We start from the raw sequence: 14,634 nt of genomic DNA on the forward strand, positions 1-14,634 counted from the left end.
AGGTGGCATATGAGCAAAAAATCGATTCAAAAGGTGTACGCACTGACACCAATGCAGGAGGGAATGCTGTATCATGCGATGCTTGATCCGCATTCTTCCTCGTACTTCACACAATTAGAGCTTGGGATTCACGGCGCTTTTGATCTTGAAATCTTTGAGAAAAGCGTCAATGAACTGATTCGGTCATACGATATTCTCCGTACGGTATTTGTGCATCAGCAGCTGCAAAAACCGCGTCAGGTCGTGTTAGCGGAACGCAAAACAAAGGTGCATTATGAGGATATCAGTCATGCAGACGAGAACCGCCAGAAGGAGCACATTGAGCGTTACAAACAAGACGTTCAGCGCCAAGGCTTTAACCTGGCAAAAGACATATTGTTCAAGGTGGCGGTTTTCCGCCTTGCTGCAGATCAGCTGTATCTTGTCTGGAGCAATCATCATATTATGATGGACGGCTGGAGCATGGGCGTCCTCATGAAAAGCCTGTTCCAAAACTATGAAGCGCTCAGAGCAGGAAGGACACCGGCAAACGGTCAAGGCAAGCCTTACTCCGACTACATCAAATGGCTTGGAAAACAGGACAATGAAGAAGCGGAGAGCTACTGGAGCGAGCGCTTGGCGGGTTTTGAACAGCCAAGCGTGCTCCCGGGCCGCCTGCCTGTGAAAAAAGACGAATACGTCAATAAAGAATATTCCTTTACATGGGACGAAACACTGGTTGCCCGTATTCAGCAAACCGCAAATCTCCATCAAGTGACAGGGCCTAACCTATTTCAGGCCGTTTGGGGCATTGTTCTCAGCAAATACAACTTTACGGATGATGTGGTCTTCGGAACGGTCGTCTCGGGCCGACCGTCTGAAATCAACGGAATCGAAACGATGGCGGGGCTGTTTATCAACACCATTCCAGTGCGGGTGAAAGTTGAACGAGATGCTGCATTCGCTGATATTTTCACAGCTGTTCAGCAGCATGCAGTAGAGGCAGAGCGTTACGATTACGTGCCGCTCTATGAGATTCAAAAACGCTCAGCTCTTGATGGCAATCTCTTAAACCATCTGGTCGCGTTTGAAAATTATCCGCTTGATCAAGAGCTTGAAAACGGCAGCATGGAAGACCGCCTCGGGTTTTCAATTAAGGTAGAAAGCGCATTTGAACAAACGAGCTTCGATTTCAACCTGATTGTGTATCCAGGCAAAACATGGACCGTCAAAATTAAATATAACGGAGCCGCCTTTGATTCCGCTTTTATCGAACGGACAGCGGAGCACCTTACCCGCATGATGGAAGCAGCTGTCGATCAGCCGGCCGCTTTTGTGCGTGAGTACGGGCTTGTGGGAGACGAAGAGCAGCGTCAAATTGTCGAGGTGTTTAACAGCACGAAAGCCGAACTCCCTGAAGGAATGGCTATTCATCAGGTGTTTGAAGAGCAAGCAAAACGGACGCCGGCGAGCACTGCCGTCGTATATGAAGGAACCGAGCTGACGTACCGCGAGCTGAATGCAGCGGCCAACCGTCTGGCGAGAAAGCTTGTCGAACAAGGTCTTCAAAAAGGGGAAACAGCAGCGATTATGAACGACCGCTCAGTAGAAACCGTTGTCGGCATGCTGGCTGTTTTAAAAGCAGGCGCCGCATATGTGCCGCTTGATCCAGCGCTTCCTGGGGATCGTCTTCGTTTCATGGCAGAGGACAGCTCCGTTCGAATGGTTTTGACCGGAAATTCTTATACAGGGCAGGCACATCAGCTGCAGGTGCCGGTTCTTACACTGGACATAGGCTTTGAAGAGAGCGAAGCGGCTGACAATCTCAACCTGCCATCCGCCCCGTCTGATTTGGCGTACATCATGTACACATCCGGTTCAACGGGCAAACCGAAAGGCGTCATGATCGAACATAAAAGCATTCTGCGCCTCGTCAAAAATGCCGGGTACGTTCCTGTTACTGAAGAGGACCGCATGGCGCAAACGGGAGCTGTCAGCTTTGATGCCGGAACGTTTGAGGTATTCGGCGCACTGCTGAATGGCGCAGCGCTTTATCCGGTCAAAAAAGAGACGCTGCTTGATGCGAAACAATTTGCTGCATTTCTGCGTGAGCAAAGAATCTCGACGATGTGGCTGACATCACCTTTATTCAACCAGCTTGCTGCAAAGGATGCGGGTATGTTCGGCACACTGCGCCATTTAATCATCGGCGGAGATGCCCTTGTCCCGCATATTGTCAGCAAAGTAAAACAGGCATCGCCGTCGCTTTCATTGTGGAACGGATACGGCCCGACAGAAAACACGACGTTTTCAACCAGTTTTCTGATCGACCGTGAGTATGGGGGCTCTATCCCAATCGGGAAGCCGATCGGAAATTCCACTGCCTATATTATGGATGAGCAGCAATGCCTGCAGCCAATCGGCGCGCCTGGTGAGCTTTGCGTAGGCGGAATCGGTGTAGCGCGTGGGTATGTCAATCTCCCTGAGCTGACGGAGAAGCAATTTCTGGAAGACCCGTTCAGACCGGGTGAGAGAATTTACCGCACTGGTGACTTGGCAAGATGGCTGCCGGACGGCAATATCGAATTTTTAGGCAGAATCGACAACCAAGTGAAGGTGCGCGGCTTCCGAATTGAGCTTGGCGAAATTGAAACAAAACTGAACATGGCTGAGCATGTGACAGAAGCCGCGGTGATCATCCGCAAGAACAAAGCAGACGAAAATGAAATTTGCGCGTACTTCACGGCGGATCGTGAAGTGGCTGTGAGTGAGCTGAGAAAAACACTGTCTCAGTCTTTGCCTGACTATATGGTCCCTGCCCACCTGATTCAAATGGACAGCCTGCCGCTCACGCCAAACGGGAAAATCAACAAAAAGGAACTGCCTGCACCGCAATCAGAAGCCGTGCAGCCGGAATACGCAGCACCAAAAACAGAGAGTGAAAAGAAATTAGCGGAGATCTGGGAAGGAATACTCGGCGTCAAAGCAGGCGTTACCGATAACTTCTTTATGATCGGCGGCCATTCTTTGAAAGCGATGATGATGACGGCGAAAATTCAAGAGCATTTTCATAAGGAAGTTCCGATAAAAGTGCTTTTTGAAAAGCCGACTATTCAAGAACTGGCACTGTATTTGGAAGAGAACGAAAGCAAGGAGGAGCAGACGTTTGAACCGATCAGGCAAGCATCTTATCAGCAGCATTATCCTGTATCCCCGGCCCAGCGGAGAATGTATATCCTCAATCAGCTTGGACAAGCAAACACAAGCTACAACGTCCCCGCTGTACTTCTGCTGGAGGGAGAAGTAGATAAAGACCGGCTTGAAAACGCGATTCAGCAATTAATCAACCGGCACGAAATCCTCCGTACATCGTTTGACATGATCGACGGAGAGGTTGTGCAAACCGTTCATAAAAACATATCGTTCCAGCTGGAGGCTGCCAAGGGACGGGAAGAAGACGCGGAAGAGATAATCAAAGCATTTGTTCAGCCGTTTGAATTAAACTGCGCGCCGCTCGTCCGTTCGAAGCTTGTCCAGCTGGAAGAAAAACGCCACCTGCTGCTCATTGATATGCATCATATTATTACTGACGGCAGTTCAACAGGCATTCTAATCGGTGATCTTGCCAAAATATATCAAGGCGCTGATCTGGAACTGCTACAAATTCACTATAAAGATTACGCAGTTTGGCACAAAGAACAAACTAATTATCAAAAAGATGAGGAATACTGGCTCGATGTCTTTAAAGGCGAACTGCCAATACTGGATCTTCCCGCGGATTTCGAGCGGCCAGCTGAACGGAGCTTTGCGGGAGAGCGCGTGATGTTTGGGCTTGATAAGCAAATCACGGCTCAAATCAAATCGCTCATGGCAGAAACAGATACGACGATGTACATGTTTTTGCTGGCGGCGTTCAATGTACTCCTTTCCAAGTACGCGTCACAGGATGATATCATTGTTGGCTCGCCGACAGCTGGCAGAACACATCCTGATCTGCAAGGTGTGCCGGGTATGTTTGTCAACACGGTGGCACTCAGAACGGCACCAGCGGGAGATAAAACCTTCGCGCAATTTCTTGAAGAGGTCAAAACAGCTAGCCTTCAAGCATTCGAGCACCAGAGCTACCCGCTTGAGGAGTTGATTGAAAAGCTTCCGCTTACAAGGGATACAAGCAGAAGTCCGCTGTTCAGCGTGATGTTCAACATGCAGAATATGGAGATTCCTTCATTAAGATTAGGAGATTTGAAGATTTCCTCGTATTCCATGCTTCATCATGTTGCGAAATTTGATCTTTCCTTGGAAGCGGTCGAGCGTGAAGAGGATATCGGCCTAAGCTTTGACTATGCGACTGCCTTGTTTAAGGACGAGACGATCCGCCGCTGGAGCCGCCACTTTGTCAATATCATCAAAGCGGCCGCGGCTAATCCAAACGTTCGGCTGTCTGATGTAGATCTGCTTTCATCTGCAGAAACGGCTGCTTTGCTAGAAGAAAGACATATGACTCAAATTACCGAAGCAACCTTTGCCGCTCTTTTTGAAAAACAGGCCCAGCAAACACCTGACCATCCTGCGGTGAAGGCTGGCGGAAATCTGCTGACCTATCGCGAGCTTGATGAACAGGCGAACCAGCTAGCGCATCATCTTTGTGCCCAAGGGGCCGGAAATGAAGACATTGTCGCGATTGTTATGGACCGGTCAGCTGAAGTCATGGTATCCATTCTCGGTGTCATGAAGGCGGGGGCAGCTTTCCTTCCGATTGATCCTGATACACCCGAAGAACGAATCCGTTATTCATTAGAGGACAGCGGAGCAAAATTTGCGGTCGTGAATGAAAGAAACATGACGGCTATTGGGCAATATGAAGGGACAATCGTCAGCCTTGATGACGGTAAATGGAGAAATGAAAGCAAGGAGCGCCCATCATCCATTTCCGGGTCTCGCAATCTTGCATACGTCATTTATACGTCCGGTACGACCGGAAAGCCAAAGGGCGTGCAGATTGAGCATCGCAATCTGACAAACTATGTCTCTTGGTTTAGTGAAGAGGCGAGCCTGACGGAAAATGATAAGACTGTATTGCTTTCATCTTACGCATTTGACCTTGGCTATACGAGCATGTTCCCTGTACTTCTGGGCGGGGGCGAGCTCCATATCGTCCAGAAGGAAACCTATACGGCGCCGGATGAAATAGCGCACTATATCAAGGAGCATGGGATCACTTATATCAAACTGACACCGTCTCTCTTCCATACAATAGTGAACACCGCCAGTTTTGCAAAAGATGCGAACTTTGAATCCTTGCGCTTGATCGTCTTGGGAGGAGAAAAAATCATCCCGACTGATGTTCTCGCCTTCCGTAAGATGTATGGACATACCGAATTTATCAATCACTACGGCCCGACAGAAGCAACGATCGGCGCCATCGCCGGGCGGGTTGATCTGTCTGAACCGGATGCATTTGCGAAACGCCCGACAATCGGACGGCCGATTGCGAATGCCGGCGCGCTTGTCTTAAATGAAGCATTGAAGCTTGTGCCGCCGGGAGCGAGCGGACAGCTCTATATCACGGGACAGGGGCTTGCGAGAGGGTATCTCAACAGGCCTCAGCTGACAGCCGAGAGATTTGTAGAAAATCCATATTCGCCGGGAAGCCTCATGTACAAAACCGGAGATGTCGTACGAAGACTTTCTGACGGTACGCTTGCATTTATCGGCCGGGCTGATGATCAGGTGAAAATCCGCGGCTACCGCATTGAGCCGAAAGAAATTGAAACGGTCATGCTCAGCCTCAGCGGAATTCAAGAAGCGGTTGTATTAGCGGTTTCCGAGGGCGGTCTTCAAGAGCTTTGCGCGTATTATACGTCGGATCAAGCTATTGAAAAAGCAGAGCTCCGGTACCAGCTTTCCCTAACACTGCCGTCTCATATGATTCCTGCTTTCTTTGTGCAGGTTGACGCGATTCCGCTGACGGCAAACGGAAAAACCGACAGAAACGCTTTGCCGAAGCCGAACGCGGCACAATCCGGAGGCAAGGCCTTGGCCGCACCGGAGACAGCGCTTGAAGAAAGCTTATGCCGCATTTGGCAGAAAACGCTTGGCATAGAAGCCATCGGCATTGACGACAATTTTTTCGATTTAGGCGGCCATTCATTAAAAGGGATGATGCTGATTGCCAACATTCAGGCGGAATTGGAGAAAAGCGTACCGCTTAAAGCACTGTTCGAGCAGCCGACAGTTCGCCAGCTGGCGGCTTATATGGAGGCGTCTGCCGTTTCAGGCGGCCATCAAGTCCTCAAACCGGCTGACAAGCAGGATATGTATCCATTGTCATCCGCACAGAAACGGATGTACGTGCTCAATCAGCTTGACCGCCAGACGATAAGCTACAACATGCCATCTGTTCTTCTAATGGAAGGAGAGCTTGATATTTCGTGCCTGCGCGATTCACTCAATCAGCTTGTGAACCGTCACGAATCATTGCGGACGTCATTTATGGAAGCTAATGGTGAGCCTGTTCAGCGCATCATTGAGAAGGCGGAGGTTGATCTTCATGTGTTTGAAGCCAAAGAAGACGAAGCGGACCAAAAGATTAAGGAATTTATCCGGCCATTCGACTTAAACGACGCACCGCTCATTCGCGCAGCTTTGCTTCGAATAGAAGCGAAAAAACATTTGCTGCTTTTAGATATGCATCATATCATCGCAGACGGCGTCTCAAGAGGCATTTTTGTAAAAGAATTGGCGCTGCTTTACAAAGGAGAGCAGCTTCCGGAGCCGGCGCTTCATTATAAAGATTTCGCCGTTTGGCAACATGAAGCTGAGCAAAAAGAACGGATGAAGGAGCATGAGGCGTACTGGATGTCAGTTCTTTCAGGCGAGCTGCCTGAGCTTGATCTCCCGCTTGATTATGCCCGTCCGCCTGTGCAAAGCTTTAAAGGAGATACGATCCGTTTCCGTACGGGAAGTGAGACGGCAAAGGCGGTAGAAAAACTGCTTGCCGAAACCGGAACGACCTTGCACATGGTGCTCCATGCTGTTTTCCACGTCTTTTTAAGCAAAATTTCCGGACAGCGGGATATCGTCATCGGCTCCGTTACTGCCGGCCGGACGAATGCTGATGTTCAGGACATGCCGGGAATGTTCGTCAATACACTTGCTCTGAGAATGGAAGCGAAAGAACAGCAAACATTTGCGGAGCTTTTGGAGCAAGCAAAGCAGACGAACTTGTCAGCGCTTGAGCATCAGGAGTATCCGTTTGAAGATCTGGTTAATCAGCTTGATCTCCCTCGGGATATGAGCCGAAACCCATTGTTTAATGTGATGGTGACGACAGAAAACCCTGATAAAGAACAGCTTACATTGCAAAATCTGAGCATTTCACCTTATGAGGCTCATCAGGGAACCTCTAAGTTTGATCTGACACTGGGCGGATTTACTGATGAAAATGGCATTGGCTTGCAGCTCGAATATGCGACAGATCTGTTCGCAAAAGAAACAGCTGAAAAATGGAGCGAATACGTTCTGCGGCTACTAAAGGCTGTTGCGGATAACCCGAACCAGCCGCTTTCCAGCCTGTCACTGGTCACCGAGACAGAAAAGCAAGCGCTTCTTGAGGCATGGAAGGGTAAAGCGCTGCCTGTGCCGACAGACAAAACGGTTCATCAGCTATTCGAAGAGACTGTCCAGCGCCACAAAGACCGCCCGGCTGTCACATACAACGGCCAGTCTTGGACGTACGGCGAGCTGAATGCGAAGGCGAATCGTCTCGCGCGGATTCTGATGGACTGCGGCATCAGTCCGGATGACCGCGTCGGCATTCTCACGAAGCCGTCGCTTGAAATGTCCGCCGCGGTGCTCGGCGTCTTGAAAGCCGGAGCGGCGTTTGTGCCGATTGATCCTGACTACCCGGATCAGCGGATTGAGTATATTTTACAGGACAGCGGCGCGAAGCTTCTCTTGAAACAGGAAGGCATTTCAGTGCCGGACAGCTTTACGGGAGATGTCATTCTTCTCGACGGAAGCCGCACGATTCTAAGCCTGCCGCTTGATGAAAACGACGAGGGAAATCCAGAAACCGCTGTAACCGCGGAGAACTTGGCGTACATGATTTACACGTCTGGAACGACCGGACAGCCGAAGGGTGTCATGGTCGAGCACCATGCGCTTGTGAACCTGTGCTTCTGGCACCATGACGCGTTCAGCATGACAGCGGAGGACCGCAGTGCGAAGTACGCGGGCTTTGGGTTCGACGCTTCCATTTGGGAGATGTTCCCGACCTGGACGATCGGTGCCGAGCTTCACGTCATTGATGAAGCGATCCGCCTCGATATCGTCCGCCTGAACGATTATTTTGAAACGAACGGCATAACGATCACGTTCCTGCCGACACAGCTTGCGGAACAGTTCATGGAGCTTGAGAACACATCACTTCGCGTATTGCTTACTGGAGGAGACAAGCTGAAGCGCGCAGTGAAAAAGCCGTACACACTCGTCAACAACTACGGGCCGACAGAGAATACGGTCGTTGCCACAAGCGCAGAAATCCATCCGGAGGAAGGCTCGCTTTCCATCGGAAGGGCCATTGCCAATACGAGAGTATACATTCTCGGCGAGGGCAATCAGGTGCAGCCGGAAGGCGTAGCCGGAGAGCTTTGCGTGGCGGGGCGCGGACTGGCACGCGGCTATCTGAATCGAGAAGACGAAACCGCGAAGCGGTTTGTCGCTGATCCGTTTGTGCCGGGTGAGCGCATGTACCGCACCGGCGATTTGGTGAAATGGACGGGCGGCGGCATCGAATACATCGGCCGGATCGACCAGCAGGTCAAGGTCCGCGGCTACCGGATCGAGCTCTCAGAAATTGAAGTCCAGCTCGCACAGCTTTCTGAGGTGCAGGATGCGGCGGTGACAGCTGTCAAAGATAAAGGAGGCAACACAGCGATCGCGGCGTATGTCACACCGGAAACAGCTGACATAGAAGCACTGAAATCAGCACTAAAGGAAACCCTGCCGGATTACATGATCCCGGCGTTCTGGGTGACGCTGGACGAGCTTCCGGTTACGGCAAACGGCAAAGTGGACCGTAAAGCCTTGCCTGAGCCGGACATCGAAGCGGGAAGCGGAGAATACAAAGCGCCTACGACCGACATGGAAGAGCTGCTTGCCGGCATCTGGCAGGACGTGCTTGGAATGTCTGAAGTCGGTGTCACCGACAATTTCTTCTCGCTTGGCGGAGATTCCATCAAAGGAATTCAAATGGCGAGCCGCTTGAACCAGCACGGCTGGAAGCTGGAAATGAAAGATCTCTTCCAGCACCCGACGATCGAAGAGCTCACCCAGTACGTAGAGCGTGCCGAAGGCAAACAGGCAGACCAAGGCCCGGTAGAGGGCGAAGTCATCCTGACGCCGATCCAGCGCTGGTTCTTTGAAAAGAACTTCACGAACAAGCACCACTGGAACCAATCGGTGATGCTTCACGCCGCGAAGGGCTTTGACCCTGAACGGGTGGAGAAAACATTGCAGGCGCTGATCGAGCATCATGACGCGCTCCGCATGGTCTATCGTGAGGAAAACGGGGACATCGTTCAGGCGTATCAACCGATCAGTGAGAGCAAGGTCAGCTTCGAAATCGTGGATCTGTACGGCTCCGATGAAGAGATGCTGAGAAGCCAGATTAAAATTCTCGCGAACAAGCTGCAGAGCAGTCTCGATCTGCAAAACGGGCCGCTTCTAAAGGCGGAGCAATATCGCACAGAAGCCGGGGATCACCTGCTCATTGCTGTACACCATCTGGTGGTCGACGGTGTGTCATGGCGGATTTTGCTTGAAGATTTTGCTTCAGGCTACATGCAGGCTGAGAAAGAAGAGAGCCTTGTCTTCCCGCAAAAAACAAACTCCTTCAAGGACTGGGCGGAAGAACTGGCGGCATTCAGCCAATCAGCGCATCTTTTACAGCAGGCTGAATACTGGTCGCAAATTGCCGCTGAACAGGTTTCTCCTTTACCGAAGGATTGTAAAACAGAGCAGCGGATCGTCAAGGATACATCATCTGTCCTATGTGAATTAACGGAAGAAGACACTAAGCATCTTTTAACAGATGTTCATCAGCCATATGGAACTGAAATCAACGATATTCTTCTCAGCGCGCTCGGTTTGACAATGAAAGAATGGACAAAGGGGGCCAAAATTGGCATTAACCTTGAGGGACACGGCCGGGAGGACATTATCCCGAATGTGAATATCTCCAGAACGGTCGGCTGGTTTACGGCACAATACCCTGTTGTGCTCGACATATCTGACGCAGATGCCTCGGCTGTGATCAAAACAGTCAAAGAAAACCTGCGCCGCATTCCGGACAAAGGTGTTGGCTACGGCATTCTTCGTTATTTCACAGAAACAGCGGAAACAAAGGGCTTCACACCGGAGATCAGCTTCAACTATTTGGGCCAATTCGACAGTGAAGTCAAAACCGATTTCTTTGAACCGTCCGCTTTCGATATGGGGCGCCAAGTAAGCGGAGAATCAGAGGCGCTGTACGCTTTAAGCTTCAGCGGCATGATCAGAAACGGCCGGTTTGTGCTTTCCTGCTCCTACAATGAGAAGGAGTTTGAAAGAGCTACAGTCGAGGAGCAAATGGAACGGTTTAAAGAAAACCTCCTGATGCTAATCCGCCATTGCACGGAAAAAGAAGACAAGGAATTCACACCAAGCGACTTTAGCGCCGAAGACCTTGAAATGGACGAGATGGGAGATATCTTTGACATGCTTGAGGAGAATTTAAAATAAAACGCAAGGGAATTACAGAAGGCGGGAGCGAAACATATGAGTCAATTTAGCAAGGATCAGGTTCAAGATATGTATTACCTATCGCCGATGCAGGAAGGGATGCTTTTTCATGCCATCCTGAATCCCGGCCAAAGCTTTTACCTTGAACAAATCACGATGAAAGTAAAAGGCAGCTTGAATATCAAATGTCTTGAAGAAAGCATGAATGTGATCATGGACCGGTACGATGTATTTCGTACCGTGTTCATTCACGAAAAAGTAAAAAGACCTGTCCAAGTCGTATTGAAAAAACGGCAGTTCCAAATAGAAGAAATCGATCTGACACACTTAACGGGCAGCGAGCAAACAGCCAAAATCAATGAGTACAAAGAACAGGATAAGATCAGGGGTTTTGATTTGACGCGGGATATTCCGATGCGGGCAGCCATTTTCAAGAAAGCTGAAGAAAGCTTTGAATGGGTGTGGAGCTACCACCACATTATTTTGGACGGATGGTGCTTCGGCATCGTCGTACAGGATCTATTTAAGGTATACAATGCTCTGCGCGAACAAAAGCCGTACAGCCTGCCGCCCGTCAAACCGTATAAAGACTACATCAAGTGGCTTGAAAAGCAGGATAAACAAGCATCGCTCCGCTACTGGCGCGAGTACTTGGAGGACTTTGAAGGACAAACGACGTTTGCGGAGCAAAGGAAGAAACAGAAGGACGGCTATGAGCCGAAAGAGCTGCTCTTTTCACTGCCGGAGGCGGAAACAAAGGCTTTTACTGAGCTTGCAAAATCGCAGCATACCACTTTAAGTACGGCGCTGCAGGCAGTCTGGAGCGTATTGATCAGCCGCTATCAGCAGTCTGGCGATTTGGCCTTCGGTACAGTTGTTTCAGGGCGTCCCGCGGAAATCAAAGGCGTTGAACATATGGTCGGGCTGTTTATCAACGTTGTCCCGAGACGTGTGAAGCTGTCTGAGGGTATCACATTTAACGGCTTGCTCAAGCAGCTGCAGGAGCAATCGCTGCAGTCTGAGCCGCACCAATATGTGCCGCTTTATGACATCCAAAGCCAGGCCGATCAGCCGAAACTGATTGACCACATCATTGTTTTTGAGAACTATCCGCTTCAGGATGCGAAAAATGAAGAAAGCAGTGAAAACGGCTTTGATATGGTGGATGTTCATGTTTTTGAGAAGTCGAATTATGATCTCAACCTGATGGCTTCCCCGGGAGATGAGATGCTGATTAAGCTTGCCTATAATGAGAATGTGTTTGATGAGGCGTTTATCCTGCGCTTGAAATCTCAGCTTCTCACAGCAATTCAGCAGCTCATCCAGAATCCGGATCAGCCTGTCAGCACGATCAACCTCGTTGACGACAGGGAGAGAGAATTTTTGCTAACCGGCTTAAACCCGCCGGCTCAAGCTCATGAAACAAAGCCTCTGACGGATTGGTTCAAGGAAGCAGTGAACGTCAATCCGGATGCGCCGGCGCTTACGTATTCCGGCCAGACCCTGTCTTATCGCGAATTAGATGAGGAAGCGAACCGCCTTGCACGCCGGCTGCAAAAACAAGGTGCGGGCAAAGGCTCTGTTGTAGCGCTGTACACGAAGCGCTCACTTGAACTGGTGATTGGCATTCTCGGTGTATTAAAGGCGGGAGCAGCCTATCTGCCGGTTGATCCGAAGCTGCCAGAGGACCGAATCTCGTATATGCTGGCTGACAGTGCGGCAGCCTGTCTTCTGACGCATCAGGAGATGAAAGAACAAGCGGCTGAGCTGCCGTATACAGGCACAACGCTCTTCATCGATGATCAAACACGGTTTGAAGAACAGGCAAGCGATCCTGCAAATGCGATTGATCCTAATGATCCGGCATATATCATGTACACGTCCGGCACAACCGGAAAGCCAAAGGGCAATATCACCACTCATGCCAATATTCAAGGATTGGTCAAGCATGTAGACTACATGGCATTCTCTGAGAAAGATACATTCTTATCTGTTTCCAATTACGCCTTTGACGCATTTACCTTTGATTTCTATGCTTCTATGCTGAATGCGGCACGGCTCATTATCGCAGATGAACATACGCTGCTTGATACAGAACGGCTCACAGATCTGATCCTGCAAGAGAATGTCAATGTCATGTTTGCGACAACCGCACTATTTAATCTTCTCACGGATGCGGGAGAGGATTGGATGAAGGGACTACGCTGTATATTATTCGGCGGAGAGCGCGCCTCAGTGCCTCATGTCAGAAAAGCGCTGCGGGTCATGGGGCCGGGCAAGCTGATTAACTGCTACGGGCCGACTGAGGGAACAGTGTTTGCGACTGCTCACGTCGTGCATGATATACCGGATTCCATCTCCTCATTGCCGATCGGAAAGCCGATCAGCAATGCCAGTGTTTATATTCTGAACGAGCAAAGCCAGCTCCAGCCATTCGGGGCGGTCGGTGAACTGTGCATCAGCGGAATGGGCGTGTCAAAAGGATATGTAAATCGTGCTGACCTCACGAAGGAAAAGTTTATCAAGAACCCGTTCAAGCCGGGAGAAACGCTTTACCGCACAGGGGATTTAGCGCGCTGGCTGCCGGATGGAACGATTGAATACGCCGGCCGTATTGACGACCAGGTCAAAATACGCGGACACCGGATTGAGCTTGAAGAAATCGAAAAGCAGCTGCAGGAATACCCAGGTGTGAAAGATGCGGTCGTTGTGGCGGACCGCCATGAGTCTGGCGATGCATCAATCAATGCCTACCTCGTGAACCGGACGCAGCTTTCAGCTGAGGACGTGAAGGCGCACCTGAAAAAACAGCTTCCTGCTTACATGGTGCCGCAAACCTTTACCTTCTTGGATGAGCTTCCTTTAACGACGAACGGGAAAGTCAATAAACGGCTGCTCCCAAAACCTGATCAGGATCAGCTGGCGGAAGAATGGATCGGACCGCGGAACGAGATGGAAGAAACAATCGCACAAATCTGGTCTGAGGTTCTCGGCAGAAAGCAAATTGGCATTCATGACGATTTCTTTGCGCTCGGAGGGCATTCCTTGAAGGCAATGACCGCCGCTTCCCGCATCAAGAAAGAGCTCGGGATTGATCTTCCAGTAAAGCTTTTGTTTGAAGCGCCGACGATCGCCGGTATTTCAGCGTATGTGAAAAACGGGGGCCCTGATGGCTTGCAGGATGTAACGATAATGAATCAGGATCAGGAGCAGATCATTTTCGCATTCCCGCCGGTCTTGGGCTATGGCCTTATGTACCAAAATCTGTCCAGCCGCTTGCCGTCATACAAGCTGTGCGCCTTTGATTTTATTGAGGAGGAAGACCGGCTTGACCGCTATGCGGATTTGATCCAGAAGCTGCAGCCGGAAGGGCCTTTAACATTGTTTGGGTATTCAGCGGGATGCAGCCTGGCGTTTGAAGCTGCGAAAAAGCTTGAGGAACAAGGCCGTATTGTTCAGCGGATCATCATGGTCGATTCCTATAAAAAACAAGGTGTCAGTGATCTGGACGGACGCACGGTTGAAAGTGATGTCGAAGCGTTGATGAATGTCAATCGGGACAATGAAGCGCTCAACAGCGAAGCCGTCAAACAAGGCCTCAAGCAAAAAACACATGCCTTTTACTCATACTACGTCAATCTGATCAGCACAGGCCAGGTGAAAGCAGATATTGATCTGCTGACTTCCGGCGCTGATTTTGACATGCCGGAATGGCTTGCATCATGGGAAGAAGCTACAACAGGTGCTTACCGTATGAAAAGAGGCTTCGGAACACACGCAGAAATGCTGCAGGGCGAAACGCTAGATAGGAATGCCGGGATTTTGCTCGAATTTCTTAATACACAAACCGTAACGGTTTCATAAATGAAGTGA

At 50.2% G+C, this 14,634-nt stretch carries 2 protein-coding genes and 2 pseudogenes; all 4 read left to right on the forward strand.

Annotated elements, in window-relative coordinates; translation table 11 throughout:
- Positions 1-9: 9 nt before the first annotated feature.
- Positions 10-3,102 (forward strand): annotated as a pseudogene (srfAB, locus tag NSU05_RS01990) (surfactin non-ribosomal peptide synthetase SrfAB); the annotation flags it as partial.
- Between the two features lie 43 nt (positions 3,103-3,145).
- Positions 3,146-3,286 carry a competence protein ComS gene (gene comS / locus NSU05_RS01995; protein WP_010886404.1) on the forward strand — a complete coding sequence of 47 codons (141 nt, stop codon included), beginning with the start codon at positions 3,146-3,148 and terminating at the stop codon, positions 3,284-3,286.
- A pseudogene (srfAB, locus tag NSU05_RS02000) lies at positions 3,232-10,761 on the forward strand (surfactin non-ribosomal peptide synthetase SrfAB); the annotation flags it as partial. The gene comS and the pseudogene srfAB (NSU05_RS02000), both read left to right, overlap by 55 nt.
- A 36-nt stretch (positions 10,762-10,797) precedes the next feature.
- Positions 10,798-14,625 carry a surfactin non-ribosomal peptide synthetase SrfAC gene (gene srfAC, locus NSU05_RS02005; RefSeq protein WP_038428346.1) on the forward strand — a complete coding sequence of 1,276 codons (3,828 nt, stop codon included), beginning with the start codon at positions 10,798-10,800 and terminating at the stop codon, positions 14,623-14,625.
- The last annotated feature ends 9 nt before the right edge of the window (positions 14,626-14,634 follow it).

Source organism: Bacillus sp. EU52, assembly GCF_037964975.1.
Classification (GTDB): Bacteria; Bacillota; Bacilli; order Bacillales; family Bacillaceae; genus Bacillus; species Bacillus subtilis.

Bases quoted from the DNA above. Each gene is read 5' to 3' on its own strand.
- srfAC (WP_038428346.1), top strand. From the start codon at position 10,798: ATGAGTCAATTTAGCAAGGATCAGGTTCAAGATATGTATTACCTATCG.